The organism is Streptomyces sp. 2P-4 (genome assembly GCF_030167965.1).
Classification (GTDB): domain Bacteria; phylum Actinomycetota; class Actinomycetes; order Streptomycetales; family Streptomycetaceae; genus Streptomyces; species Streptomyces globosus_A.
Genome location: NZ_CP095011.1, coordinates 4,806,081 through 4,831,927, shown reverse-complemented (window position 1 = coordinate 4,831,927; position 25,847 = coordinate 4,806,081). Strand labels below are relative to the sequence as shown.

Sequence of the window (25,847 nt, the reverse complement as noted above, 5' to 3'; positions counted from 1 at the left end):
CCCGTCCCGGCCGGGCGGCCGGTGTCCGCGCTCACGCGGAGTGGCGGAACCCGATCGTCGGGACGGCCCGGCGGCGCGGGGCGTGTGCGCAGGCGGGCGGGACCAGCTCGTCGAGGAAGGCGTACCGCTCCCGCAGCCCGTCCGGGGCGTCGTCCGCCCACCAGCGGGCCACCTCCGCCCAGCCGGGGGCCGAGAGGGAGCCGCCGAACTCGCGGACCGACAGGGCGGCCGTCAGGCCCGCGAAGGCCAGCCGGTCGGCCAGCGGCCAGCCGGCCAGCGAGCCGGTGACGAACCCGGCCACGTACACGTCGCCCGCGCCCGTCGGGTCGAGGGCGTCGACCGGGATCCCGGGCACCTCGGCCGTCTCCCCGGTGCCGGAGTCCACGGCGTACGAGCCCTCCGCGCCCAGGGTCACGACCGCGACCGGGACGCGCTCGGCCAGCGCCCGGGCCGCCTCCCGCGGACAGTCCGTACGCGTGTACCGCATGGCCTCGCCCGCGTTCGGCAGGAACGCCTCGCAGTGCTCCAGGTCGGTCAGCTCGGCGAGGTCCCACCGGCCGGTGGTGTCCCAGCCGACGTCCGCGAAGACGCGCGCCCCGCGGCGGGCGGCCTCCCCGATCCAGCCGTCCTCGCGGCCGGGGGCGAGCGAGGCCACGGCGGCCCGGGTGCGGGGCGGGCACTGCGGGAAGACGGCGCCTCCCGGGCCGGCCGCGCCCTCGCGGCCGAAGCCGGGGGGCGCCTCGTGGCCGTGCGAGACCATCGTCCGCTCGCCCTCGTACGCCATGGAGACCGTGACGGGGCTGTGCCAGCCGGGGACGGTCCGGGACATGGACAGGTCGATGCCCTCGCCCTGCTCCAGCGCGTCCCAGCAGTACTCGCCGTAGTGGTCGTCGCCGAAGGCGGCGGCGAGCGAGGTCCGCAGGCCGAGCCGGGCCAGGGCGGTGGCCATGTTGGCGACGCCGCCGGGGCTGGAGCCCATGCCGCGCGCCCAGGACTCGGTGCCGCGCACGGGGGCCGAGTCGAGGCCGGTGAAGATGATGTCGAGGAAGACCGTGCCGGTCAGGAAGACGTCGCACCCCGGCTCTCCGGGGTCGCGCACCGGACCGAGGGGGTCCACTGCTGCGCTGCGGCTGACGCGGCTGTCCCGGTTGACCACGGTGTTCTCCCCGATCGGCTCGAAGGGTCGTTTCTGCAGAGCCTCGCGCAGCGAACGCACCGAACGCAGTGGAAAGGCGACTGCCCTGCCCGTCCCGGCGGGACGGAAACCCAGTGTGGCGCACATCACTACCGCGGGACTCTTCCGCGGCTCGTGATCCCCTCGTGCGGGGGCCCGGCGGGGCCCCGGGCGGCGGGGGGCGGCGGGAGGGCCGGGCACCCGGCCCGCCGCCCCCGCCGCCTGCGGGTCAGGGGTCGGCCCGCTTGGGGACGGGGATCCGCGCGAGGTCCGCCGCGATGGTCAGCTCCCCCTCGAAACCGGCCGCGCGCGCCTGGCGCTCGAACTCGCCGGGGTCGTTGTAGCGCTGCGAGAAGTGCGTCAGCACCAGGTGCCGCACGCCGGCGCCGCGGGCGATGCGGGCCGCCTGGCCCGCGGTCAGGTGCCCGTGGTCGGCGGCCAGGCGCTCGTCCGCGTCGAGGAAGGTCGACTCGATGACCAGCAGGTCGCAGCCCTCGGCGAGCTCCTCGGCGCCGGAGCACAGCCGGGTGTCCATGACGAACGCGAACCGCTGGCCGGGCCGCGGCACGCTGACGTCGTCGAGGGTGACCGCGCCCAGCCGGCCCTCGCGCTGGATGCGGCCCACGTCGGGCCCCTTGACGCCGTGCCGTGCGAGCAGCCCGGGGACCATGCGCCGCCCGTCGGGCTCGGTGATCCGGTAGCCGAAGGACTCCACCGGGTGGGACAGCCTTCGTGCCTCCAGGAGGTACGGCGGACCCTCGGCGAGCACGCCGTCGCCGGAGACCGGCTGCTCGCGGAGCCTGACGGTCTCCCGGTAGGCGGTCGCGTACCGCAGCCGGTCGAAGAACACCTGCCCGGAGGCCGGGTAGTGCGCGGTGACGGGGTGCGGGACCTGGTCGAGGTTGATGCGCTGGACGACGCCGGCGAGGCCGAGGCTGTGGTCGCCGTGGAAGTGCGTGATGCAGATCCGGTTGATGTCGTGTGCGGCCACCCCGGCGCGCAGCATCTGGCGCTGGGTGCCCTCGCCGGGGTCGAAGAGGATGCCCTCGCCGTCCCAGCGCAGGAGGTAGCCGTTGTGGTTGCGGTGGCGGGTGGGCACCTGGCTGGCGGTGCCCAGCACCACGAATTCGCGCAGGGACACGGACTACCCCGGCGGCCACTGGAGGCCGCGCCCGCCGAGGACGTGCGCGTGGGTGTGGAAGACGGTCTGGCCCGCCCCGGTACCGGTGTTGAAGACGATCCGGTAGCCGTGGTCGTCGACCTTCTCCTGGGCGGCGATCTCGCCGGCCTCGCGGAGCACGTCGGCGGCGAGGTCGGGCGCGCCCGCGGCGAGGGAGGCCGCGTCCGGGTAGTGCGCCTTGGGGATGACCAGGACGTGGGTCGGGGCCTGGGGGTTGATGTCCCGGAACGCGACGGTCGTCTCGGTCTCGCGGACCACGGTCGCCGGGACGGTTCCCGCGACGATCTTGCAGAACAGGCAGTCCGCCTGCGGTTCCCCTGCCATGGCTTCGCCTTCCGTGACGGTGGCGCGGGCGCTGCCGCCCGCACGGGTGTTGATCAGTCCGGGCATCGTATCCGGCGGCCCGCCTCCGCCCGCCGGCATTTCAGGACCAGCGGCCGGTCCGCGCCAGCAGCACCGCGGCGGCGGCGGTGCCCGCTGTGGAGGTGCGCAGCACCGAGCGGCCCAGCCGGCAGGTGCGGGCGCCGGCCGCCGCGAAGGCGGCGAGCTCCTCCGGCGAGACGCCGCCCTCGGGGCCCACGACCAGGACGACGGACCCGGACTCCGGCAGGTCGGTCCCGGCCAGCGCCTCGGAGGGGGCGTCGCGGTCCTCGTGCAGGACCACGGCCAGGTCGGCGCCGGCCAGCAGCGCCGCGACCTGCTTGGTGGACATCGCCTCGGCCACCTCGGGGAAGCGGACGCGCCGCGACTGCTTGCCGGCCTCACGGGCGGTGCTGCGCCACTTGGCGAGGGACTTGGCGCCTCGGTCGCCGCGCCACTGGGTGATGCAGCGGGACGCCTGCCAGGGCACGATCGCGTCGACGCCGGTCTCCGTCATCGTCTCGACGGCGACCTCGCCGCGGTCGCCCTTGGGCAGTGCCTGGACGACGGTGATCGTCACCTCGGGCTCGGGCTCCTCGCCCGTCGCGGACACCGCGACGACGAGCCGGTCCCTGCCCTCGGCCGCCTCGACGACGGCCTCGGCCCAGGCTCCGCGGCCGTCGGTGAGGACCACCTCCTCGCCCGGGTTCAGCCGCTTCACGGACACCGCGTGCCGGCCTTCGGCGCCGTCCAGGACGAACCGCGGCCCCGCGGGGACCTCCTCCACCACGAACACGGGGGCGGTCATGACGTACTCCTCTTCTGCATGTCGTTCAGTGCGCTCTGCGCCTCGGCGATCTCGGCGGCCAGCACCTCCACCAGCTGCCCCGCGGGCAGCGCCCGCGCCAGCCGGTGCCCCTGGCCCGCCCACAGGGCCATGCCCTGCGGGTCCCCGGCCGCGGCGGCCGCCTTGCGCAGCCCGGCGGTGATGTGGTGGACCTGCGGGTACGCGGCCGGGGCGTACGGCCCGTGCTCGCGCATGAACCGGTTGACCAGGCCGCGGGCGGGACGCCCCGAGAACGCCCTGGTCAGCTCGGTGTGCGGGAACAGCGGGTCGGTGAGCGCCTTCTTGTGCAGCGGGTGCGCCCCGGACTCGGGGCAGGGCAGGAAGGCGGTGCCGAGCTGCGCCGCCTCGGCCCCGGCGGCCAGCAGCGCCGCGATCTGCGAGCCGCGCATCAGCCCGCCCGCGGCGATGATCGGCAGCCCGACGGCCTCCCGGATCTGGGCGACGAGGGCGAGCAGCCCGACTCCGGCGGTGGCGTCGGCCTGCGGGTCGTCGCGGTGGGTGCCCTGGTGGCCTCCCGCCTCGACGCCCTGGACGCAGACGGCGTCGGCCCCGGCGGCCTCGGCTGCGCGGGCCTCGTCGACCGAGGTGGCGGTGACGATGCTGTACGTGCCGGCCCTGCGCAGGGCGGCGAGGGCCTGCGGGGCGGGGCAGCCGAAGGTGAACGACACGGCGGGGACGGGGTCGTCCAGCAGGATCGCGAGCTTGGCGTCGTAGCCGTCGTCGCTGGTGCCGGCGGTGTCCTCCTCGGCGAGGGAGACGTCGTACCAGCTGCCCTCGCCGGCGAGCTGCCCCCGGTACGTCTCGATCGCGGCCGGGTCGGCGTGGCCGGTCTGCGGCATGAAGAGGTTGACGCCGAACGGGCGCCGGGTGAGCGCGCGCAGCCGTTTGACCTCCTGGTACATCCCGTCGGCGGTCTTGTAGCCGCCGGCGAGGAAGCCCAGGGCGCCCGCCTCGCACACCGCGGCGGCGAGCGGCGGGCAGGAGGCGCCGCCCGCCATGGGAGCCTGCACGATCGGGTACCGGGCGAGACCGTTCAGCGGCGAGGACATGCACCGCATCGTGCCATGTCCCGCTCACAGGGCCGAATCACCGCATTCGCCTGGCATAGTCCGGCGCTCCGGGCTGCCGCGGCGGCCCCCGGAAGGCGCCGAGCCCGGCCCGGGGATGTCCCCCGGGCCGGGCTCGGCGGTGGTGCGCTCCGGCCGGTCAGCGGCCGTTGAAGGCGTCCTTCAGGCGGCTGAAGAGGCCCTGCTGGCCGGGGGCGAACTGGCCCATGGGGCGCTCCTCCCCGCGCAGCTTGGCCAGCTGCCGCAGCAGCTCCTCCTGCTGGGCGTCCAGCTTGGCGGGGGTCTGGACCTCGACGTGCACGATGAGGTCGCCGCGCCCGCCGCCGCGCAGGTGCGTCACGCCGCGGCCGTGCAGCGGGATCGACTGGCCGGACTGGGTGCCGGGCCGGATGTCGACCTCCTCCATGCCGTCCAGCGTCTCCAGCGGGCACTTGGTGCCGAGCGCCGCCGCGGTCATCGGGATGGTGACCGTGCAGTGCAGGTCGTCGCCGCGCCGCTGGAACACCGGGTGGTTCAGCTCGTGGATCTCCACGTACAGGTCGCCGGCGGGGCCGCCGCCGGGGCCGACCTCGCCCTCGCCCGCGAGCTGGATCCGGGTGCCGTTCTCGACGCCGGCGGGGATCTTCACCGTGAGGCTGCGGCGGGAGCGGACCCGGCCGTCGCCCGCGCACTCGGGGCACGGGGTGGGCACGACCGTGCCGAAGCCCTGGCACTGCGGGCACGGGCGCGAGGTCATGACCTGGCCCAGGAAGGACCGGGTGACCTGCGAGACCTCACCGCGGCCGCGGCACATGTCGCACGTCTGCGCCGAGGTGCCGGGAGCGGCGCCCTCACCGGAGCAGGTGGTGCAGACGACGGCCGTGTCGACCTGGATCTCCTTGGTCGTGCCGAAGGCGGCCTCGTCCAGCTCCAGGTCCAGGCGGATCATGGCGTCCTGGCCGCGGCGGGTGCGCGAGCGCGGGCCGCGCTGCGCCGCCTGGCCGAAGAAGGCGTCCATGATGTCGGAGAAGTTGCCGAAGCCGCCCGCACCGAAGCCTCCGGCGCCGGCGCCGCCCGAGGAGGACAGCGGGTCGCCGCCGAGGTCGTAGACCTGCTTCTTCTGCGGGTCCGAGAGCACCTCGTACGCGGCGTTGATCTCCTTGAAGCGCTCCTGCGTCTTCGGGTCCGGGTTGACGTCCGGGTGGAGTTCGCGCGCCAGGCGGCGGAAGGCCTTCTTGATCTCGTCCTGCGATGCGTCGCGGCGCACGCCGAGTACGGCGTAGTAGTCCGTGGCCACTTACGACTCCGCCAGGATCTGTCCGACGTAACGTGCCACTGCGCGTACCGCTCCCATCGTTCCGGGGTAGTCCATGCGGGTCGGTCCGACCACGCCGAGTTTGGCGACTGTTTCGCCGCCCGAACCGTAGCCGACCGAGACGACGGACGTGGAGTTCAGTCCCTCGTAGGCATTCTCATGCCCGATTCGTACAGCCATGCCCGATTCGTTGGCCTCGCCGAGCAGCTTGAGGAGCACGACCTGCTCCTCCAGAGCCTCCAGCACCGGCCTGATCGTCAGGGGGAAATCGTGTCCGGAGCGCGTCAGATTGGCGGTGCCGCCGATCATCAGGCGCTCCTCGGCCTCCTCGGCCAGGGTCTCCAGCAGCGTCGACAGCACGGTCGACACCGTGCCCCGGTCCTCCGGCTCGAACGCCTCGGGCAGGTCCTGCACCAGCGTCGGGACGTCCGTGAACCGGCGGCCGACGACCCGGCTGTTGAGCCGCGCCCGCAGGTCGGCCAGGGAGGCCTCGCCGAAGGGCGCCGGGCAGTCGACGAGCCGCTGCTCGACCCGCCCGGTGTCGGTGATCAGCACGAGCATCAGGCGCGCGGGAGCCAGCGAGAGCAGCTCCACGTGCCGGACGGTCGAGCGGGTCAGCGAGGGGTACTGGACGATCGCGACCTGCCGGGTCAGCTGCGCGAGCAGCCGCACGGTGCGGCCGACGACGTCGTCGAGGTCGACGGCCCCGTCGAGGAAGTTCTGGATGGCCCGGCGCTCGGGCGTCGACAGCGGCTTGACCCCTGCCAGCCGGTCCACGAACAGCCGGTATCCCTTGTCCGTGGGGATGCGGCCCGCGCTGGTGTGGGGCTGGGCGATGTAGCCCTCCTCCTCCAGCACGGCCATGTCGTTGCGCACGGTGGCGGGCGAGACGCCGAGCCTGTGCCGCTCCGTGAGCGCCTTGGAGCCGACCGGCTCCTCCGTCCCGACGTAGTCCTGGACGATGGCGCGCAGCACCTCGAGTCTGCGTTCGCTGAGCATCGCGCGCACCTCCAGCTGTGATGCGGGTCGTGGTGGTCGTTCGTTTTGGCACTCGGGTCGTACGAGTGCCAGAGATCCCCCGGTCAGTGTACGGCCGGGGGGTACGCGGCTAGCAAGGGCGGCCCGCCAGGTAGCGTCGCGGTATGGACGTGGCTTGGGAAGAGGCGGGCTGGGAGAGACTGACCCGGCGGACCGGCCGGAAGCGCCTCCCGGTGTGGGACTGCACGGTGGGACTGGTGGTGGGAGACGATTCCGTACTGATCGTCGACCCCGGTTCGAGCCTCCGGGAGGGGGCCCTGCTGCGGGCCGAGGCGGAGCGCCTGACAGGCCGGCACGTGACCCATATCGCATTCACGCACGGCCATTTCGATCACGTCCTGGGCGGTGCGGCCTTCGCCGGCGCCGAAGTGTACGGCGCCGTCGGCCTCGACACCGAGCTCTCCGCGGGCCGCGAGGAGCTCCGCGGCGACGCCGTGCGGCACGGCCTGGACCCGGCGGACGCCGCCGAGGCGGCCGACCTGCTGGTGGTCCCGCGCCACCTGGTGTCGGGCGAGTGGACGCTGGACCTGGGCGGCGTGCAGGCGCTGCTCGCGAACGTCTCCCCCGGGCACACCCGCCACGACCTGGCGGTGCTCGTGCCCGGCGAGCGGGAGACGGTCTTCTGCGGCGACCTGGTGGAGGAGTCCGGGGAGCCGCAGGCCGGCCCCGACGCGGTGCCGGGCCGGTGGCCCGCGGCCCTGGACCGGCTGCTCGCGCTGGGCGGCGGGGACGCCCTGTACGTGCCGGGGCACGGGGCTGTGGTCGACGCGGCGTTCGTCCGTGCGCAACGCGCCACACTGGCGGCGCGCTTCGGCGTGTCGGGCGCCTGAGCGCGCCCGCTCTCCTAGTGTCGGCCGGATGCGCGAGTACTCCCCCGACCTGACCCCGCAGTGGAAGCGCCACAGGCCCGCCCCGGAGGTGCCGGCCGAGCCCGGCACCGTGGTGGAGGAGGCGGGCACCGGCTTCTGCGGGGCCGTCGTCGCCTGCGAGGCGGGCACGGTGACCCTGGAGGACCGCTTCGGCAAGCGGCGGGCGTTCCCGCTGGAGCCGCGGGGGTTCCTGCTGGAGGGCGCCCCCGTCACCCTCGTACGGCCCTCCCGGGCCCCGGCCGGCCCGCGGCGCACCGCGTCGGGCTCGCTCGCCGTCCCCGGCGCCAGGGCGCGGGTGGCACGGGCGGGCCGCATCTACGTGGAGGGCCGGCACGACGCCGAGCTCGTCGAGCGGGTCTGGGGCGACGACCTGCGGATCGAGGGCGTCGTCGTGGAGTACCTGGAGGGCGTCGACGACCTGCCGGCCGTGGTCGCCGGGTTCGCGCCCGGCCCGGACGCGCGCCTGGGCGTGCTGGTGGACCACCTCGTCCCGGGGTCGAAGGAGTCCCGCATCGCCGCGCAGGTGTCCGGCGAGCACGTCCTGGTCGCAGGTCACCCGTACGTGGACGTCTGGCAGGCGGTGAAGCCGTCCTCCCTGGGCATCGCGGCCTGGCCGGCGGTCCCGCCCGGCCAGGACTGGAAGACGGGCGTCTGCCGCGCCCTGGGCTGGCCGGAGAACACCGGCGCGGCCTGGCAGCACATCCTGTCCCGCGTGGGGTCCTACCGCGACCTGGAGCCGTCCCTGCTGGGCCGCGTCGAGGAACTGATCGACTTCGTCACGGCCCCCGCCGCCTGACGGTGCGCCGCGGCCCCGGGGCCTCGCGGGGCCGCCCGCTCAGTCCACCAGGTCCCGGACCACGGCGTCGGCGAGCAGCCGCCCCCGCAGCGTGAGCACGGCCCGCCCGCCGCGGTACGGCCCGGCCTCCAGCAGCCCGTCGGCGAGCGCCCGGCGCGAGGCCGCGAGCCCCTGCTCGGCGAGCAGTTCCAGCGGCGCGCCCTCCGCCAGCCGCAGCTCCAGCAGGATCCGCTCCACGCGGCGGTCCTCCGCGGACAGCAGCTCCCGGCCCGCCCCGGGCGAGCGCCCGGCGGCGAGCGCGGCGGCGTACGCGCCGGGGTGCTTCACGTTCCACCAGCGCACCCCGCCGACGTGGCTGTGCGCCCCGGGGCCGGCGCCCCACCAGTCGGCGCCGCGCCAGTACAGCTCGTTGTGGAGGCAGCGCCCGGCCTCGGAGGCCGCCCAGTTCGACACCTCGTACCAGTGGAAGCCGGCGCCGGCGAGGACCTCGTCGGCGATCAGGTACCGGTCGGCGTGGACGTCGTCGTCGGTCATGGGGACCTCGCCGCGCCGGATCCGGCGGGCGAGCTGGGTGCCCTCCTCGACGATCAGCGCATACGCGGAGACGTGGTCGGGGCCGGCGCCGAGCGCGGCGTCGAGGGAGGCCCTCCAGTCGTCGTCGCTCTCGCCGGGGGTGCCGTAGATCAGGTCGAGGTTGACGTGCTCGAAGCCGGCCCGGCGGGCCTCGGCGACGCAGGCCTCGGGGCGTCCGGGGGTGTGGGTGCGGTCCAGCACCTGCAGGACGTGCCGCCTGGCGCTCTGCATGCCGAAGGAGATCCGGTTGAAGCCGCCCTCGCGCAGCTCGGCCAGGTAGGCGGCGTCGACGGACTCGGGGTTGGCCTCGGTGGTGACCTCGGCGTCGGGCGCGAGGCCGAACTCGTCCCGGACGGCGGCCAGCATGCGGACGAGGTGCTCGGCCGGCAGCAGGGTCGGGGTGCCGCCGCCGACGAAGACCGTGCGGACCGGCCGGGGGTCGTCGCCGAGGACCTTGCGGGCGAGGCGGACCTCGTCGGCGAGGGTGTCGGCGTAGTTCTCCCGGGAGGCGAGCACGCCTCCGCTGCCGCGCAGCTCGGTCGCGGTGTACGTGTTGAAGTCGCAGTACCCGCAGCGCGTGGCGCAGTACGGGACGTGCAGGTAGAACCCGAGCGGACGGTCCCCGGCGCCCGCCAGGGCGTGCGGCGGCAGCGCGCCGTCTTCGGGCATGGGTTCACCGTCGGGCAGTGCGGAAGGCATGGGCCCATTGTCCCGCACGTCCGCCCGGGCCGGTCCGTGCGCGCGGCGGGCCGGGGGCGGGCGGGGGCGGTCCGGCGGCGGGCCCGGCCCCCTCCGGCGGGGCCGGGGGCCGGGCGGTGCGGGGGCCGCGCGGGTTCTCAGGCCTCGCGGGTGCCCTCGTACATCTCGTCGATCAGGTGCTTGAACTCACGCTCGACGACGGGCCGCTTCAGCTTGAGGCTGGGCGTGAGGTCGCCGTGCTCGACGTCGAGGTCGCGCGGCAGGATCCGGAACTTCTTCACCGTCTGCCAGCGCTGGAGGCCCTCGTTGAGGGTCTGGACGTACGTCTCGACCAGGCGGTTCGTCTCGGGGGCGGCGAGCACCTCGGAGTACGTCTTGCCGTCCAGGCCGTTCTCGGCGGCCCAGCCGAGGATGGCGGCCTCGTCGAGGGCGATCAGGGCGGTGCAGAAGTTCCGGTCGGCGCCGTGGACGACGATGGACGACACGTACGGGCAGATCGCCTTGAACTGGCCTTCGATCTCGGCCGGGGCGACGTACTTGCCGCCCGACGTCTTGATCAGGTCCTTCTTGCGGTCGGTGATGCGCAGGTAGCCGTCGGGCGAGAGCTCGCCGATGTCGCCCGTGTGCAGCCAGCCGTCCTCTTCGAGCACCTCGGCGGTCTTCTCGGGCTGGCCGTGGTAGCCCTGCATGATTCCGGGGCCGCGGAGCAGGACCTCGCCGTCGTCCGCGATGCGGACCTCGGTGCCGGGGAGCGGCTTGCCGACGGTGCCGGTGCGGTAGGCCTCGCCGGGGTTGACGAAGGAGGCGGCGCTGGACTCGGTGAGGCCGTAGCCCTCCAGGATGTGGATGCCGGCGCCGGAGAAGAAGTAGCCGATCTCGGGGGCGAGGGCGGAGGCGCCGGAGACGGCGGCGCGCAGCCGGCCCCCGAAGGCCTCGCGGAGCTTGGAGTAGACGAGCGCGTCGGCGATGCGGTGCTTGGCGGTGAGGCCGAGGGGGGCCGTGGCCCGGCCGGTGCGCCGGTAGTTGTCCTGGGTGACCTTGGCGTACTCGCGGGCGACGCCGACCGACCACTGGAAGATCTTGTACTTGGCGCCGCCGCCGGCGCGGGCCTTGGCCGCGACGCCGTTGTAGACCTTCTCGAAGATGCGCGGGACCGCCGCCATGTAGGTCGGCTGGACGACGGGCAGGTTTTCGATGATCTTGTCGATGCGGCCGTCGACGGCGGTGACGTGCCCCACCTCGATCTGGCCGGAGGTGAGGACCTTGCCGAAGACGTGGGCGAGCGGCAGCCACAGGTACTGGACGTCGCCGCCGGTGATCAGGCCGGTGGCGACGGTGGCCTTGGCCATGTACGACCAGTTGTCGTGCGGGAGGCGGACGCCCTTGGGGCGGCCGGTGGTGCCCGAGGTGTAGATCAGCGTGGCGAGCTGGTCGGCCGTGATGGCGCCGATCCGCTCCCGCACCGCGTCGGGGTGCTTGGCGAGGTACTCGCGGCCGCGGTCCTCCAGGTCGGCGAGGGAGAGCACCCAGCCCTCGGGGTCGTCCTCCGCGGCGACGGCGTCGGCGGCCTCCAGGACGACGACGTGGCCCAGCTCCGGCAGCTCGGCACGGCGCTCGCGGGCCTTGGCGAGCTGGGCGGCGTCCTCGGCGATCAGCACGCGGCTGGCGGAGTCTGCCAGGATGAACGCCGACTCGTCGGCGTTGGTGCTGGGGTAGACCGTGGTGACGGCGCCGCCGGCGCACATCACGCCGAGGTCGCTGAGGATCCACTCGACGCGGGTGTTGGAGGCGAGCGCGACGCGCTCCTCGGGCTGCAGGCCCAGGTCGATCAGGCCGGCGGCGATCGCGAAGACCCGGTCGGCGGCCTGGCCCCAGCTCAGCGACCTCCAGTCGTCGGGGCCGCTGCCGGATGCCGGGGGCACCGGGTACCGGTAGGCCTCGGCGTCCGGCGTGGCGGCGACACGCTCAAGGAAGAGGGCCGCCACGGTGGGCGGGCGGTTCTCGATCTGGGTCAGTGTGTCGCTCACGGACGTCCTCCGGACCACGCGGCAGGGCTGCCGTCCGAGGGGGTGGGACGGCGGCTTCCAACAGGGTTTGAGACCAGGGTCTGCAACTGGCGAGTAACCAACGGGGCAGTGATCAGACTAGGGGCCCTCCGGCTGGCGCGTAAGAGCCCTTGAGCCGCCGATTCATAACGAAACAGGCCCCCGCCGGTGCGTGCGGGGGCCTGTTCCGGCTGTCCGTGCGGCCGACTGCTACTTCTTCTTGGCGCCGGACTCGTCGCTGGAGAGGACGGCGATGAAGGCCTCCTGCGGGACCTCCACGGAGCCGACCATCTTCATCCGCTTCTTGCCTTCCTTCTGCTTCTCCAGCAGCTTCCGCTTACGGGAGATGTCACCGCCGTAGCACTTGGCGAGGACGTCCTTGCGGATGGCGCGGATGGTCTCGCGGGCGATGACCCGGGAGCCGATGGCGGCCTGCACCGGCACCTCGAACGCCTGCCGCGGGATCAGCTCGCGCAGCTTGGCGACCAGGCGCACGCCGTACGCGTAGGCGGCGTCCTTGTGGGTGATGGCGGAGAAGGCGTCGACCTTGTCGCCGTGCAGCAGGATGTCGACCTTGACGAGGCTGGAGGCCTGCTCGCCGGTGGGCTCGTAGTCGAGGGAGGCGTAGCCGCGGGTCTTGGACTTCAGCTGGTCGAAGAAGTCGAAGACGATCTCCGCGAGCGGCAGGGTGTAGCGGATCTCGACGCGGTCCTCGGAGAGGTAGTCCATGCCGAGGAGGGTGCCGCGGCGGTTCTGGCACAGCTCCATGATCGAGCCGATGAACTCGGTGGGCGCGAGGATGGTGGCGCGCACGACCGGCTCGTACACCTCCGAGATCTTCCCCTCGGGGAACTCGCTCGGATTGGTGACCGTGATCTCGCTCTTGTCCTCCATGACCACGCGGTAGACCACGTTGGGCGCGGTGGCGATCAGGTCGAGGCCGAACTCGCGCTCCAGCCGCTCGCGGATCACGTCGAGGTGGAGCAGGCCGAGGAAGCCGACGCGGAAGCCGAAGCCGAGCGCAGCGGAGGTCTCCGGCTCGTACACCAGGGCGGCGTCGTTGAGCTGGAGCTTGTCCAGGGCGTCGCGCAGCTCCGGGTAGTCCGAGCCGTCGAGCGGGTACAGGCCCGAGAAGACCATCGGCTTCGGGTCCTTGTAGCCGCCGAGGGCCTCGGTGGCGCCGCCGCTCTGCTGGGTGATGGTGTCGCCGACCTTGGACTGCCGGACGTCCTTCACACCGGTGATCAGGTAGCCGACCTCGCCGACGGAGAGGCCGTCGGCCGGGAGCATCTCGGGCGAGTTGGTGCCGATCTCCAGCAGCTCGTGGGTGGCGCCGGTGGACATCATCCGGATGCGCTCGCGCTTGCTGAGCGTGCCGTCGACGACGCGGACGTAGGTGACGACGCCGCGGTACGAGTCGTAGACGGAGTCGAAGATCATCGCGCGGGCGGGGGCGTCCTTGACGCCGACCGGAGCCGGGACGTTCTGCACGACGCGGTCGAGGAGCGCCTCGACGCCGACACCGGTCTTGGCGGACACCCGCAGCACGTCGTCGGGCTCGCAGCCGACGAGGTTCGCCAGCTCCTCGGCGAACTTCTCCGGCTGGGCGGCCGGCAGGTCGATCTTGTTGAGGACCGGGACGATCGTCAGGTCGTTCTCCATCGCCAGGTACAGGTTGGCGAGGGTCTGGGCCTCGATGCCCTGGGCGGCGTCGACCAGCAGGATCGTGCCCTCACACGCGGCGAGGGAGCGCGACACCTCGTACGTGAAGTCGACGTGCCCGGGGGTGTCGATCATGTTGAGGATGTGCGTCCTGCCGACGCCGTCGCCCGCGGTCGGCGCCCAGGGGAGACGGACGGCCTGGGACTTGATCGTGATGCCGCGCTCGCGCTCGATGTCCATGCGGTCGAGGTACTGGGCGCGCATCTGCCGCTGGTCGACGACACCGGTGAGCTGGAGCATCCGGTCGGCGAGCGTCGACTTGCCGTGGTCGATGTGCGCGATGATGCAGAAGTTGCGGATCAGCGCCGGGTCGGTACGGCTCGGCTCGGGCACGTGGCTGGGGATGGCGGGCACGCAGTGTCCTGATTCTCGGGTCGCAGTCGGAAGCCTGGCTGGGTGTCGGTCCGTTCCATGGTCCCATGGACGGGGCAGTGCGCTCGGTTTGGGCCACCTGTGGGCGCCCTGGTAGCCTGGGCAGCTGTGTCTTCCACGCCCTCTCAGCTGGGGGACACATCCGGAAGATCAAACTCTGAACCTGAAAAGGCTCTTTCGTGGCGAACATCAAGTCCCAGATCAAGCGGAACAAGACGAACGAGAAGGCGCGCCTGCGCAACAAGTCCGTCAAGTCCGAGCTCCGCACCTTCATCCGCAAGGCCAACGAGGCTGTCGCCGCCGGCGACGTCGAGAAGGCCACCGCGGCGGCGCGCGTCGCCTCCCGCAAGCTGGACAAGGCTGCTTCGAAGGGTGTCATCCACAAGAACTCGGCCGCCAACAAGAAGTCGGCGCTGGCTTCCAAGGTTGCCTCCCTCCAGGGCTGAGCACTGATGTGATCGCCGGAACGGACCCAGCGGGCCCTCTCTTCCGCTCCTGACCGGCACCTCCCCCGCCCCGGCGGGGAGACCAGCGCCGCACGCGGCCTGCGTTCGCCACGCGGGTGCGGCGCACCAGAGCAGAAACCGAAGGCCCCGGCCGTCGCCCTTCCCCAGGGCGCCGGCCGGGGCCTTCGGCGTGCCGGATCAGTGGGCGGGGCGGCGGGGGCGGGCCGCGCGGGCCACGGCCACCACCGCCTTCTCCAGGGCGTACTCCGGGTCGTCGCCGCCGCCCTTGACGCCGGCGTCGGCCTCGGCGACGGCGCGCAGCGCGTCGGCGACGCCGTCCGCGGACCAGCCGCGCATCTGCTGGCGGACCCGGTCGATCTTCCACGGCGGCATGCCGAGGTCACGCGCCAGGTCGGCGGGGCGGGCCCCGCGCGGGGCGGACGCCAGCTTGCCGATCGCCCGGACGGCCTGGGCCAGCGCGCTGGTGATCAGCACGGGGGCGACGCCCGTCGCGAGGGACCAGCGCAGGGCTTCGAGGGCCTCCGCGGCCCGGCCCTCCACTGCCCGGTCGGCGACGGTGAAGCTGGAGGCCTCCGCCCGCCCCGTGTAGTACCGGCCGACGACGGCCTCGTCGATGGTGCCCTCGACGTCCGCGCACAGCTGAGCGACGGCGCTCGCCAGCTCCCGCAGGTCGCTGCCGATCGCGTCGACCAGCGTCTGGCAGGCCTCCGGCGTCGCCGACCGGCCCAGAGTGCGGAACTCGCCCCGCACGAAAGCCAGCCGGTCCGCCGCCTTGGCCATCTTCGGGCAGGCGACCTCGCGGGCGCCCGCCTTGCGGGCCGCGTCCAGCAGGCCCTTGCCCTTCACGCCGCCCGCGTGGAGGAGTACGAGCGCGATGTCCTCGATGGGCGCCCCGACGTACGCCTTGACCTCCTTGACCGTGTCCGCGGACAGGTCCTGGGCGTTGCGCACGACCAGCACCTTCCGCTCGGAGAACAGGGAGGGGCTGGTCAGCTCGGCGAGGGTGCCGGGCTGGAGCTGGTCGGGCGTCAGGTCCCGCACGTCCGTGTCCGGGTCGGCGGCGCGGGCGGCCGCCACCACCTCCCGTACGGCGCGGTCGAGCAGCAGGTCCTCCTGCCCCACCGCGAGGGTGAGCGGGGCGAGCGGATCGTCGGTGGTGTTCTTCCTGGTGGCCATCGCCTCCAGGATCCCATGCCGCACCGACAGGCCCCCTCGCCCCGTGCCCGACAATGGTCGCGTGAACGTGCGACATGTACTGGTGCTGCCGGACCGCGACGCCGCCGAGGAGGTGGCCGAGGAGGTCGTCGAGCGGTTCGGGCCGGGCGAGGAGCCGCAGTTGGTCCGGGACGCCCTGGCCGGGGAGGACGACGCCGAGGACGCCCAGTGGCTCGTGGTCGTCGAGGACCCGGAGGGCCGGCTCGACGCCTCCGCGCTGGACGGCCTCGCCGCCGCGTACGAAGGGTGGCTGGAGGCCCCGTAGGACCGGGGGCCGGGCCGGCGGCCCGGGTCAGGCCTTGCGGACGACCTGCACGTCGAGGCTGACGTCGACGGCGGAGCCGATGGCGGCGATGCCGCCCGCCAGCACCGACTGCCAGTCGAGGGCGAAGTCCTCGCGGTGGAGCCCGGCCGTCGCCCGGCAGGCGGCCCTCGGCTCGCCCTCCATCCCCGTCCCCAGCCCCAGGTACTCGGTGTCCAGGGTCACCGAGCGGCTCGTGCCGCGCAGGGTGAGGGCTCCCGCGACAGCCCACCGGCTGCCGCTGCGGTGGATGAACCGCTCGCTGTAGAACTCCACCGTCGGGTGGCGGGCGGCGTCCAGGAAGTCCGCGGAGCGCAGGTGCTCGTCCCGCATCCGCAGACCGGTGTCGATGCTCGCCGTGTCGATGATCACGTGCATGGAGGAGTCCTCCATGCGGTCGGCGATCCGGACCGCGCCGGCGAAGGTGGTGAACCGGCCCCGGATCCTCGCGAAGCCGATGTGCCGGGCCGTGAACGCGATCGAGGAGTGCCCCGGGTCGATCTCCCAGTGCCCGGGCGCGGGCAGCAGCGGCGGCTCCACCGCGTCGAGGATGATCTCCGCGGTGCCGGCCGGCGCGGCGTCCCCGAGCAGCGTCGCCCCGTGGAACGGCGCGTAGCCCTCCGCCGTGACCGTGAGCCGGTACTCGCCCTCCGGGACCGCCGCCGTGAACCCCCCGTACGGGTCGGTCTCCCCGCTGACGACGGGGCGGCCGATCGGATCGGTCACCTCGAACGCGGCCCGCCGGACCGGCTGGTGCACGGTGTCGAGGACCCGGCAGCTGAGCAGGCGCGCCGTGTGAGGCAGCGTCAGGGTCGCGGATGTGTGCGAGCCGGCGCTCCCGGCCGTCTCGGACCCCCGTCTGCGACCGAACATGGTTGATGCACCCCCGTGCTGTGTGTACTTGTTCCGCTGTGGCGAAAACGCATTCGATCATGCGGTCGGGTTGTGGGCAAACAGAGCGGGCGCGCCCGGTATGGGCGTGTCGCCGCGTTCGTCGCGCTGGGAATGCGCGCAGTCGCGGACCGCTTCCGGCCACGGCCACAGATCCGTCGGTGTCGGTCCGCAGAACGGTCGCGCCGAGAGCCCTCAGACGGGCGAGCGTGCCCGGCGCGGGATGCCCGTAGCGGTTCCCCGCACCCACCGGGACGACCGCCAGGCGGGGCCTGACCCGGGCGTGCAGCTCGGCGTCCTGGCGGGCGGATCCGTGGTGCGCGACCTTCAGGACGTCGACCGGCCCGAGGTCCGGCCGGCTGCCCAACAGGGCCTGCTGTGCGGGCGGTTCGAGGTCCCCGAGCAGCAGCAGGGTCAGCCCGCCGGTGCGGGCCAGCAGGGCGACGCTCGCGTCGTTGGCGCCGTCGGGCGCAGGCCCGCCGGGCGGCGGCCACAGCACCTGCCATTCGAGCGGCCCGGCCCGGCGCCGCTCCCCCGCCCAGGCGGGCACGACCGGGACGCCGGCCGCCGCGGCGGCCCTCCGGACGAACGCGGCCTGCCCGGCGGGCTCTTCCAGCGCAGTGGTCTGGATCACGCCGACCGACCGGCCGTCCAACACCCCGCGGAGGCCTCCGACGTGGTCGGCGTGGAAGTGCGTCAGGAGCAGCAGCGGCACCCGCCGCACCCCGAGGGCACGCAGGCAGGAGTCCACCGGCCCCGGTTCGGGCCCCGCGTCCACGACGACGGCCGTGCCGGGGCCCGCGGCCAGGACGGCGGCGTCGCCCTGCCCGACGGCGCACTGCACGTAGCTCCAGTCGGGCGGCGGCCAGCCCGTGAGCGTACGGGTGAGCTGCGGCGGCCGCAGCAGCGCGGCGAGCAGCAGCACCGCAAGCCCGGCGCACGCCCACGGCCGGCGGACCAGCCGAGGCCCGAGCAGTACGGCGGCCCCCGCGGCCGCTGCCAGCAGCAGCCCTCCGCCGAGCCCGCCGGGCCATGCGAGCTCCGCACCGGGCAGCCGGGCGCCCGCCCGCGCCACCGCGGCGATCCACCCGGCCGGCCAGGCCGCGCACCAGGCGAGCACCTGCGCGGCGGGCGGGTACAGCGGGGCGGCCGCCAGCGCGGCGAAGCCGAGCACGGTCGCCGGAGCGGCCGCGAACTCCGCGAGCAGGTTGCACGGCACCCCGACGAGGCTGACCCGGGCGGAGAGCACCGCGACCACCGGCGCGCACACCGCCTGCGCGGCGGCCGCGGCCGCGAGCGCCTCCGCGGGGCGGGCCGGCATCCCGCGCCGCCGCAGGGTCCGGCTCCACCGCGGGGCGAGGGTCAGCAGGGCGCCGGTGGCGAGGACGGAGAGCAGGAATCCGGGGCTGCGGGCCAGCCACGGATCGTGGAGGAGGAGCAGCAGCGCGGCCGCGGCCAGTGCCGGCAGCAGCGACCGCCGCCGGCCGGTGGCGACGGCCAGCAGGCCGATCGCCCCGCAGGCCGCGGCCCGCAGCACGCTGGGGTCGGGCCGGCAGACGGCGATGAACGCCAGTACCAGCGCCGCCCCGGCGAGGGCGGTCGCCCGCAGGGAGAGCCCCAGGCGGGGCGCGAGTCCGCGCCGTTCGGCCAGCTGGGCCCGCGCAGGCGGCCCGATGAGCAGGAACAGCACCACAGTCAGGTTGGACCCGGACACGGCCAGCAGGTGCAGCAGGTCGGTGGCCCGGAACGCCTCGTGCAGGTCGGGCGGGACCCTGGAGGTGTCCCCGACGACAAGCGCCGGCAGCAGGGCCCTCGGGTCGGCGGCGAGCCCCTCGGTGGCGGTGCGCAGCCCCTGCCGGAGCCGCCCGGCCGCCTGCTGGACGGCCGTGGGCGGGCCGGTCACCGCGGGGCCGGTGCCGGTCTGCGGCCGCAGCACGGCGACCGCCCGCTCGCCGGCCCTGCCGGGCCCCAGCCGGCCTTCCACGGCGACCCGGGTGGACGGCAGCAGCCGCACCCATCCCGGGTCGGAGGCGAGGACGCGCACCGGTGTGGCCACCCGGACATGGCCCCGGCCGGGCGCCGCCACCCGGGTCAGCAGCGCGTCCACCACGACCAGCGGCGGGCCGCTGCCCCCTCGGACGGTCCGCGGGTCGGCGGTGACGGCCACCTCGGCGACCACCCGGGCATGCTGCCGGGCCAGGTCGGGGACGGGCCCGGCCCGCTCCTCGGCCCGGGTCAGCCCCGCCGCGGCGGCGCCGGCCGCGGCGCACAGCAGCGCGAGGGCGGCGGCCGTCCCGGCCCGCCACAGGCGCTCCGGGCGCCGGCACCCGGCGCACAGCAGCAGCCCGGCCCCCGCGAGGGCGCAGACGGCCCCGGCGGCGGTCCACACGCCGGGCGCGCCGAGCGCGGCCGCGGCCGCCGCCCAGGCCGCCAGCGCGGGCACCACCAGCCGCAGGTCCGCCGGCCCCCGCTCGGGGTCGGTGCCCTGGCCGGGCGTGAGGCTGCCGGACGCCCTCCGGACAGCAGTCCCGCGGTTCACGGCCGCACCAGCTTCCGGAGGTCGGCGAAGCGCCGCTCGCCGATGCCGTTGACCTGCCGGAGCTCCTCCACCGAGCGGAAGCCGCCGCGGGCGGTGCGGAAGTCGACGATGTGCCGGGCCAGCACCGGCCCCACCCCGGGCAGGGCGTCCAACTGCTCGACGGTGGCCGTCCCGAGGCTGAGCGGCCCGGCGGCAGGCCCGCCGGGGGCCGCTTGGCCGGGCGGTGCGGCCGGTGCGGGCACCCCGACCAGCACCTGCTCACCGTCAACGAGGACGCGGGCCCGGTTGAGCCCGGTGGTGTCCGCACCGGGCAGCACTCCCCCGGCTGCGGCGAGCGCATCCTCCACGCGGGAGCCGGTGGGCAGCCGCCGAAGCCCCGGATCGCGGACCTTGCCGCCGACGTCCACCACGACACGGGAGGCCGGCCCGGCAGCGGCGGCGGGCGCGGCCGGGGCGACGCCCGGCGACGGGGAAGGCGCCAGGGCCGGGGCGACCACCGCGGGCGGCGTCACCGGCCGCGGCCGCGCCGACCAGAACTGCTGCGCCCCGAACGCCACTGCGGCCGCCAGGACCACCGCGACGGCGGCCACCGCCCGGGGCCGCACCTCCAGCCGCGCCTGGACCCACAGCGGCAGCCGCTCCCGCACCCCGAGCCACCACATGCCCCGGGCCCCGCCGGCCTCCCCGGCCACCGGCGGCTCCGCGGTCCGCACGGACTGTGCAACCCCGACCGCCTCCCAGGGCCGCCCCGATACCGCAGCCCCGCCGGTCTCCGCCCGCCCGACCCCCTCCGCAGCCCCGGACCGGCCCGGCACCGCAGCACCGCCGGGTTGCGCACCTCTGACCGCGCTCCCGGACCAGCCCGGACCTCCCTGCCAGACCGGCACCGCGGCAGCGCCGGGCTCCGCACCCCTGACCGCGCCCCCGGACCCGGACCCGGCGTGATCGGCCGGGAGGCCGCGCCCTGCGGCGCCGCTGGTCTCCACACGACCAGCCACACCCGCAGGCCGCACCGCATCCCATGGCCGGCCCGGGACCCCGGCACGTCCGGGTGCCGCACGCCCGACCGCATCCGCAGGCCAGGCCGGGTCCGCCGGCGGGCCCGCAACCGCACGCAGGGCAGCACCCGCAGCAGCGCCGGACTCCGACGCACTGGGCGGCCGGGGCGGACCGGCCGACCAGGCTCGATGGGTCAACCCGGCGGGCTCTGCCGGTCGAGGGGGGTCTGCCGGCCGAGGCGGCGCTACAGGCCGAGGCGGATCCAGCCCGGCAGCATCGGACGGCGGCGAGTCGCGCGGCGGGGAGTCGGGCGGCGGGACAGGGGTCGGCGGGGACGGCGGCGGTAGAGCTGGACGTGGGGTGACTCCGCCGAGGAGGGCTTCGGCGCGCCGGCGGAGGGCGGCCGGATCGGGCTGCCCGGCGTCACGTCGGCGGGGCCGCCCGCGGCGGTGTCGCAGCGGGTGGTCGGAGTGCGGTGGCCGGCCCGGGCCCGAGGCGGCTCCGGGGCGGCGCGTACGGCGTGTGTGAAGAGTCATGCCACGACGGTAGGGACATCTCCCCGACCCCGTTCGGAACCCTCAATTCCGGTGGACGGCGCCGCCGTTGTGGACAACCGCGCCACCCGTTCCGGTGCACGCCGCCGGGTCAGCGCGGGGAGACCACCGCCGCCAGCAGCCCCGGCCCCGTGTGCGCGCCGATGACCGCGCCGACCTCACTGACGTGCAGTTCCACCAGCCCGGGGATGCGTTCCCGCAGCCGCTGCGCCAGCTTCTCCGCCCGCTCGGGAGCAGCCAGGTGGTGCACGGCCACGTCGACGCTCGCCGCGCCCGCCTGCTCGACCGCCAACTCCTCCAGCCGCGCGATGGCCTTGGAGGCCGTGCGCACCTTCTCCAGCATCTGGATCCGGCCGCCGTCCAGGGTGAGCAGCGGCTTGACGGCCAGGGCCGAGCCGAGGAGGGCCTGTGCGGCGCCGATGCGGCCGCCGCGGCGGAGGTAGTCGAGGGTGTCCACGTAGAAGTACGCGGCCATGTCCGCGGCCCGCTTCTCCGCGGCGGCCACCGCCTCGTCGAGGGAGCCGCCCGCCTCGGCGGTCTCGGCCGCCGCCAGGGCGCAGAAGCCGAGGGCCATGGCGACCATGCCGGTGTCGACGACGCGCACCGGCACCGGAGCCGTCTTCGCAGCCAGCACGGCGGCGTCGTAGGTGCCGGAGAACTCCGCGGACAGGTGCAGGCTCACGATGGCCTCTGCGCCGCTCTCCGCGACCGCCCGGTAGGCCCGGACGAACTCTTCGGGGCTCGGCCGGGACGTGGTGACGGACCGGCGCTTCTGCAGCGCGAGGGCCAGGCTGCGCGCCGAGATCTCGGTCCCCTCTTCGAGGGCCTCGTCGCCGAGGACCACGGTCAGCGGGACGGAGGTGATTCCGTGCCGCGCCATTGCCGGTGGGGGCAGGTAGGCCGTGGAATCGGTGACGATCGCGACATGGCGGGACATGAGGCGGAGGTTACCGCCAGAGCGGGCGGGTCGGCAGCCCGACCCCTCCCCACGCGTAAAGAGCGGACGCAACCGCCCGCGCCCGGGACCGTGCACCGGCCCGCGGCCGGGCTCTCCTCAGGTCGTCGTTTCGGGCCGGGTGCTCTTCTGCCACGGGTACTGCGGGGCCGGCGCGGCGGGACCGAGGGCGGGAGTCTGCGAAGCCCCCCGCTGTCCGCGCGGGTCCTGCCGCTCCTCGCCCCGGCCGTTCCCCGGCCCGGCCGCCGACCCGGCTGCCGGGCCCGCCGCCGCGTCCCATGCCGCTGCGGCCTCCGCGAGGTCGTCCAGGGGGTCCCGGCGCGAGGCGTAGTCCCGCAGTGCGTCCGACTCGACCTCGATCTGCGCCGACAGGGTCGACAGCTCGTCCTCGGCGAACCGGCGGGCCCGGTCGCGCGCGGCCCACCTCAGGGCGTCCGCGGACTGCGTGATCTTCGCCACCCGTTCCCGCAGGTCGGGCAGGGCCGCGGCGACCCGGGCCCGGTCGGGCTCCTGCTCCAGCCGCTTCAGCTCGTCGTCCAGCTCGTGGCCGTGCGCGCTGAGCCGCTCGAACAGGACGAGCGACTCCTTCAGCGAGGCGTCGGCCCGGGAGCCCTCCCTGAGGGCCTCCTGCGTGGTGCGCATGGACGTCCGCAGGTCCAGCCGCAGCTGGGCGAGCGAGCCGGGCACCCCGACCTGGCCGATGCTCTTCGCCTTGAGCGCGGTGTCCTCCACGGTCCGCTTGGCCTGGGTGATCGTCCGGTCCACGCCGCGCTTCGCCGCGCCGACCGCCTTGACCGTGGCCCAGGCGCCGAGGCCCAGGAGGGCGAACAGCATCACCAAGGTGAACATGATGATCAACGCGCCTGCCTCCACGAGGACCCCTTCCCCTGCCGTTTTCCGTCCCCTCCACCGTAAACGCCGCGGGCAGGTTGGGGGTTCCCATCGAACCCCCAACCTGCCCGTACGGGAAGACCCCGAGCGGCGGCGGACAAGCCGGCCCCAGAGGCCGGCCCCCACCGTCAGACGACGATGTTGACCAGCTTGGGCGCGCGGACGATCACCTTGCGGATCTCGGCCCCGCCCACGGCCGCCACGACCGCCGCGTCGGCGAGCGCCAGCTGCTCCAGGTCGGCCTCGGAGATCGCCGGCGGCACCTCCAGGCGCGCCTTGACCTTGCCCTTGACCTGGACGACGCAGGTGACGGTCTCGTCCACCACATACGCCGGGTCGGCCACCGGGAAGGCCTGGTGCACGACCGAGCCGGTGTGGCCCAGGCGGTGCCACAGCTCCTCCGCGATGTGCGGGGCCAGCGGGGCGACCAGCAGGACCAGCGCCTCGGCGACCGGGCGCTCCAGCGGGCGGCCCGCCTTGGTCAGGAAGTTGTTCAGCTCGGTGATCTTGGCGATGGCGGTGTTGAAGCGCAGGCCCGCCATGTCGGCGCCGGCCCCGTCGATCGCCTTGTGCAGGGCGCGCAGGGTGTCCTCGCCCGGCTCGCCGTCGACGACGGTGACGGCGCCCGTCTCCTCGTCCACGATGTTGCGCCACAGGCGCTGGAGCAGGCGGTACTGGCCGACCACGGCGCGGGTGTCCCACGGCCGCGAGACGTCCAGGGGGCCCATGGCCATCTCGTACAGGCGCAGGGTGTCCGCGCCGTACTCCTCGCAGATCTCGTCGGGCGTGACGGCGTTCTTCAGGGACTTGCCCATCTTGCCGTGCTCGCGCCTGACCGGCCGGCCCTCGAAGAAGTAGCCGCCGTCGCGCTCCTCGACCTCGGCCGCCGGGACGTACACGCCGCGCTCGTCGGTGTACGCGTACGCCTGGATCATGCCCTGGTTGAACAGCTTGTGGAACGGCTCCGCCGAGGAGACGTGGCCCAGGTCGAACAGCACCTTCGACCAGAAGCGGGCGTAGAGCAGGTGCAGCACGGCGTGCTCGGCGCCGCCGACGTACAGGTCGACGCCGCCGTGCGGCGCGCCCTCGCGCGGGCCCATCCAGTACTGCTCGATCTCCGGGTCGACCAGGGCCTCGCTGTTGTGCGGGTCCAGGTAGCGCAGCTCGTACCAGCAGGAGCCGGCCCAGTTGGGCATGGTGTTGGTCTCGCGCCGGTAGGAGCGCACGCCGCGGCCGTCGCCCAGGTCCAGCTCGACGTTGACCCAGGCCTCGTTGCGGGACAGCGGGGTCTCGGGCTGGGAGGCGGCGTCGTCGGGCTCGAAGGTGCGCGGCGAGTAGTCCTCGACCTCGGGCAGCTCCAGCGGCAGCATCGACTCGGGCAGGGGGTGCGCGACGCCGTCCTCGTCGTAGACGATCGGGAACGGCTCGCCCCAGTACCGCTGGCGGCTGAACAGCCAGTCGCGCAGGCGGAAGTTGACGGTGCCCTCGCCGATGCCCCGCTCGGTCAGCCAGGCGGTGATGGCGGCCTTCGCCTCGACGACGCCCATGCCGTCCAGCGAGATGCCCTCGCCGGCCGAGTTGACGATGGTGCCGTCGTACGAGGTGAACGCGTCCTCCCACTCGGCGGGGTCGGCGTCGCGGCCGTCGGAGGGCTCGACGACGCAGCGGATCGGCAGCTCGAAGGCCTGCGCGAAGGCGAAGTCGCGTGAGTCGTGTGCCGGGACGGCCATGATCGCGCCGGTGCCGTAGCCCATCAGCACGTAGTCGGCGATGAAGACGGGGACCGGGTCGCCGCTGACCGGGTTGACAGCGTACGCGCCGGTGAAGACGCCGGTCTTGTCCTTGGCCTCGGCCTGGCGCTCGACGTCCGACTTGGCGGCGGCCTGCTTGCGGTAGGAGTCCACGGCCTCGGACGGGGTCGCCGAGCCGCCGGTCCACACCTGGCGGGTGCCCTCGGGCCACTCGGCCGGGACGATCTTCTCGACGAGCGGGTGCTCGGGCGCCAGCACCATGTAGGTGGCGCCGAACAGGGTGTCGGGGCGGGTGGTGAAGACGGTGACGGTGTCGTCGCCGACGGCGAAGTCGACGCGGGCGCCCTCGGAGCGGCCGATCCAGTTCCGCTGCTGCAGCTTGATGGCCTCGGGCCAGTCCAGCGCGTCCAGGTCGTCCAGCAGCCGGTCGGCGTACGCGGTGATCCGCATGTTCCACTGGCTCAGCTTGGCCTTGAAGACGGGGAAGTTGCCGCGCTCGGAACGGCCGTCGGCGGTGACCTCCTCGTTGGCCAGGACGGTGCCCAGGCCGGGGCACCAGTTCACGGGGGCGTCCGAGGCGTACGCCAGCCGGAAGTCGTTCAGGACCGCGGACCGCTCGGCGGCGTCCAGCTCGGCCCAGGCGCGGCCGCCGGGGACCTCACGGCTGCCGTCCTCGAAGGCGGCGACCAGCTCGGCGATGGGGCGGGCCTTCTTCGCGTCGGCGTCGTACCAGGCGTTGTAGATCTGCAGGAAGATCCACTGGGTCCACTTGTAGTAGTCCGGGTCGATCGTGGCGAAGGAGCGGCGCTTGTCGTGGCCGAGGCCCAGGCGGCGCAGCTGCTTCTTCATGTTCTCGATGTTCGCCTCGGTGGACACGCGCGGGTGCGTGCCGGTCTGCACGGCGTACTGCTCCGCCGGCAGGCCGAAGGCGTCGAAGCCCAGGGTGTGCAGGACGTTGTGGCCGCTCATCCGCTGGTGGCGGGCGTAGACGTCGGTCGCGATGTAGCCCAGCGGGTGGCCGACGTGCAGGCCCGCACCGGAGGGGTAGGGGAACATGTCCATGATGAACTTCTTGGGGCGCGCGACGGCCTCGGCGTCCCCGGCCAGGTCGCCGACGGGGTTCGGGGCCTCGTAGGTGCCCTGCGCGTCCCAGACGTCCTGCCAGCGTGCCTCGATGTCGGCGGCCATGGCGGCCGTGTAACGGTGCGCCTCGGCCGCCTCGGCGGCCGGGGTGTTCGTCTCGCTCAT

Annotated in this window: 20 protein-coding genes and 1 pseudogene; 4 read left to right on the top strand and 17 right to left on the bottom strand. The window is 74.4% G+C overall.

What is annotated here, in order from left to right:
- Positions 1 to 31 precede the first annotated feature (31 nt).
- The 7 genes from MUK52_RS21320 to hrcA all read right to left on the bottom strand — a co-directional run bounded on the left by MUK52_RS21320 (position 32) and on the right by hrcA (position 6,921).
- The gene (locus tag MUK52_RS21320; RefSeq protein ID WP_428985456.1) at positions 32 to 1,216 is read right to left on the bottom strand and encodes a carbohydrate kinase family protein; all 1,185 of its coding nucleotides are present in this window, start codon (positions 1,214 to 1,216) and stop codon (positions 32 to 34) included.
- 187 nt (positions 1,217 to 1,403) lie between these two features.
- A complete protein-coding gene (locus tag MUK52_RS21315) occupies positions 1,404 to 2,315 on the bottom strand; it encodes a ribonuclease Z (RefSeq protein WP_114057504.1) in 912 nt (303 codons plus the stop codon).
- A 3-nt stretch (positions 2,316 to 2,318) separates the two neighbouring features.
- Positions 2,319 to 2,678, bottom strand: a complete 360-nt coding sequence (locus tag MUK52_RS21310; protein WP_114058901.1) for a histidine triad nucleotide-binding protein — start codon at positions 2,676 to 2,678, stop codon at positions 2,319 to 2,321.
- A gap of 100 nt (positions 2,679 to 2,778) precedes the next feature.
- Entirely contained in the window at positions 2,779 to 3,522 is a 744-nt protein-coding gene (locus MUK52_RS21305) for a 16S rRNA (uracil(1498)-N(3))-methyltransferase (protein WP_114057505.1), read from the bottom strand.
- Positions 3,519 to 4,610, bottom strand: a complete 1,092-nt coding sequence (locus tag MUK52_RS21300) for a nitronate monooxygenase (RefSeq protein ID WP_114057506.1) — start codon at positions 4,608 to 4,610, stop codon at positions 3,519 to 3,521. Before MUK52_RS21300 ends, MUK52_RS21305 begins: the two co-directional genes overlap by 4 nt.
- Before the next feature lie 157 nt (positions 4,611 to 4,767).
- The gene (dnaJ, locus tag MUK52_RS21295) at positions 4,768 to 5,904 is read right to left on the bottom strand and encodes a molecular chaperone DnaJ (protein WP_114057507.1); all 1,137 of its coding nucleotides are present in this window, start codon (positions 5,902 to 5,904) and stop codon (positions 4,768 to 4,770) included.
- Entirely contained in the window at positions 5,905 to 6,921 is a 1,017-nt protein-coding gene (gene hrcA / locus MUK52_RS21290) for a heat-inducible transcriptional repressor HrcA (protein ID WP_284579189.1), read from the bottom strand. It lies immediately after the preceding gene.
- Between the two features lie 143 nt (positions 6,922 to 7,064).
- Between hrcA and MUK52_RS21285 the strand changes: the two genes are divergently transcribed.
- The gene (locus tag MUK52_RS21285) at positions 7,065 to 7,790 is read left to right on the top strand and encodes an MBL fold metallo-hydrolase (RefSeq protein WP_114057509.1); all 726 of its coding nucleotides are present in this window, start codon (positions 7,065 to 7,067) and stop codon (positions 7,788 to 7,790) included.
- Between the two features lie 28 nt (positions 7,791 to 7,818).
- A complete protein-coding gene (locus MUK52_RS21280; protein ID WP_114057510.1) occupies positions 7,819 to 8,625 on the top strand; it encodes a DUF3097 domain-containing protein in 807 nt (268 codons plus the stop codon).
- 39 nt (positions 8,626 to 8,664) lie between these two features.
- Here MUK52_RS21280 and hemW read toward each other — a convergent pair whose 3' ends face one another.
- The 3 genes from hemW to lepA all read right to left on the bottom strand — a co-directional run bounded on the left by hemW (position 8,665) and on the right by lepA (position 14,018).
- Positions 8,665 to 9,897 carry a radical SAM family heme chaperone HemW gene (gene hemW, locus MUK52_RS21275; RefSeq protein ID WP_114057511.1) on the bottom strand — a complete coding sequence of 411 codons (1,233 nt, stop codon included), beginning with the start codon at positions 9,895 to 9,897 and terminating at the stop codon, positions 8,665 to 8,667.
- 137 nt (positions 9,898 to 10,034) lie between these two features.
- Complete coding sequence (locus MUK52_RS21270) at positions 10,035 to 11,924, bottom strand: AMP-dependent synthetase/ligase (RefSeq protein ID WP_284579183.1); 1,890 nt, start codon at positions 11,922 to 11,924, stop codon at positions 10,035 to 10,037.
- 228 nt (positions 11,925 to 12,152) lie between these two features.
- The gene (lepA, locus tag MUK52_RS21265; RefSeq protein ID WP_114057513.1) at positions 12,153 to 14,018 is read right to left on the bottom strand and encodes a translation elongation factor 4; all 1,866 of its coding nucleotides are present in this window, start codon (positions 14,016 to 14,018) and stop codon (positions 12,153 to 12,155) included.
- A 197-nt stretch (positions 14,019 to 14,215) separates the two neighbouring features.
- Here lepA and rpsT point away from each other — a divergent pair, with 197 nt between their 5' ends.
- Complete coding sequence (rpsT, locus tag MUK52_RS21260) at positions 14,216 to 14,482, top strand: 30S ribosomal protein S20 (RefSeq protein ID WP_114057514.1); 267 nt, start codon at positions 14,216 to 14,218, stop codon at positions 14,480 to 14,482.
- 198 nt (positions 14,483 to 14,680) lie between these two features.
- Here rpsT and holA read toward each other — a convergent pair whose 3' ends face one another.
- Positions 14,681 to 15,679, bottom strand: coding sequence for a DNA polymerase III subunit delta (holA, locus tag MUK52_RS21255; protein WP_114057515.1), 999 nt, complete (start codon positions 15,677 to 15,679; stop codon positions 14,681 to 14,683).
- 61 nt (positions 15,680 to 15,740) lie between these two features.
- Between holA and MUK52_RS21250 the strand changes: the two genes are divergently transcribed.
- On the top strand, positions 15,741 to 15,983 hold the full coding sequence (locus MUK52_RS21250) for a hypothetical protein (RefSeq protein ID WP_284579167.1): 243 nt from the start codon (positions 15,741 to 15,743) through the stop codon (positions 15,981 to 15,983).
- 27 nt (positions 15,984 to 16,010) lie between these two features.
- Here MUK52_RS21250 and MUK52_RS21245 read toward each other — a convergent pair whose 3' ends face one another.
- From MUK52_RS21245 to leuS, 6 genes and pseudogenes are all read right to left on the bottom strand, one after another.
- The gene (locus MUK52_RS21245) at positions 16,011 to 16,892 is read right to left on the bottom strand and encodes a YceI family protein (RefSeq protein ID WP_114057517.1); all 882 of its coding nucleotides are present in this window, start codon (positions 16,890 to 16,892) and stop codon (positions 16,011 to 16,013) included.
- A 133-nt stretch (positions 16,893 to 17,025) separates the two neighbouring features.
- Positions 17,026 to 19,449, bottom strand: a pseudogene (locus MUK52_RS21240) (ComEC/Rec2 family competence protein); the annotation flags it as partial.
- Positions 19,446 to 20,162 (bottom strand): ComEA family DNA-binding protein, encoded by a 717-nt coding sequence (locus MUK52_RS21235; RefSeq protein WP_342777137.1) that lies wholly within the window; start codon positions 20,160 to 20,162, stop codon positions 19,446 to 19,448. The pseudogene MUK52_RS21240 and the gene MUK52_RS21235, both read right to left, overlap by 4 nt.
- A 931-nt stretch (positions 20,163 to 21,093) precedes the next feature.
- Positions 21,094 to 21,939 (bottom strand): DegV family protein, encoded by an 846-nt coding sequence (locus MUK52_RS21230; protein ID WP_114057518.1) that lies wholly within the window; start codon positions 21,937 to 21,939, stop codon positions 21,094 to 21,096.
- 117 nt (positions 21,940 to 22,056) lie between these two features.
- Positions 22,057 to 22,806 carry a hypothetical protein gene (locus MUK52_RS21225; protein ID WP_284579162.1) on the bottom strand — a complete coding sequence of 250 codons (750 nt, stop codon included), beginning with the start codon at positions 22,804 to 22,806 and terminating at the stop codon, positions 22,057 to 22,059.
- A 170-nt stretch (positions 22,807 to 22,976) separates the two neighbouring features.
- A complete protein-coding gene (gene leuS, locus MUK52_RS21220; RefSeq protein ID WP_284579160.1) occupies positions 22,977 to 25,847 on the bottom strand; it encodes a leucine--tRNA ligase in 2,871 nt (956 codons plus the stop codon).

Excerpts from the sequence above, each read along its gene's own strand:
- MUK52_RS21305 (WP_114057505.1), bottom strand. The coding sequence starts at position 3,522 with ATGACCGCCCCCGTGTTCGTGGTGGAGGAGGTCCCCGCGGGGCCGCGG.
- MUK52_RS21230 (WP_114057518.1), bottom strand. The coding sequence starts at position 21,939 with ATGTCCCGCCATGTCGCGATCGTCACCGATTCCACGGCCTACCTGCCC.
- leuS (WP_284579160.1), bottom strand. The coding sequence starts at position 25,847 with ATGAGCGAGACGAACACCCCGGCCGCCGAGGCGGCCGAGGCGCACCGT.
- MUK52_RS21300 (WP_114057506.1), bottom strand. The coding sequence starts at position 4,610 with ATGTCCTCGCCGCTGAACGGTCTCGCCCGGTACCCGATCGTGCAGGCT.
- MUK52_RS21285 (WP_114057509.1), top strand. The coding sequence starts at position 7,065 with ATGGACGTGGCTTGGGAAGAGGCGGGCTGGGAGAGACTGACCCGGCGG.
- hrcA (WP_284579189.1), bottom strand. The coding sequence starts at position 6,921 with ATGCTCAGCGAACGCAGACTCGAGGTGCTGCGCGCCATCGTCCAGGAC.
- MUK52_RS21280 (WP_114057510.1), top strand. The coding sequence starts at position 7,819 with ATGCGCGAGTACTCCCCCGACCTGACCCCGCAGTGGAAGCGCCACAGG.
- hemW (WP_114057511.1), bottom strand. The coding sequence starts at position 9,897 with ATGCCTTCCGCACTGCCCGACGGTGAACCCATGCCCGAAGACGGCGCG.
- MUK52_RS21225 (WP_284579162.1), bottom strand. The coding sequence starts at position 22,806 with ATGTTCACCTTGGTGATGCTGTTCGCCCTCCTGGGCCTCGGCGCCTGG.
- MUK52_RS21245 (WP_114057517.1), bottom strand. The coding sequence starts at position 16,892 with ATGTTCGGTCGCAGACGGGGGTCCGAGACGGCCGGGAGCGCCGGCTCG.
- holA (WP_114057515.1), bottom strand. The coding sequence starts at position 15,679 with ATGGCCACCAGGAAGAACACCACCGACGATCCGCTCGCCCCGCTCACC.
- MUK52_RS21310 (WP_114058901.1), bottom strand. The coding sequence starts at position 2,678 with ATGGCAGGGGAACCGCAGGCGGACTGCCTGTTCTGCAAGATCGTCGCG.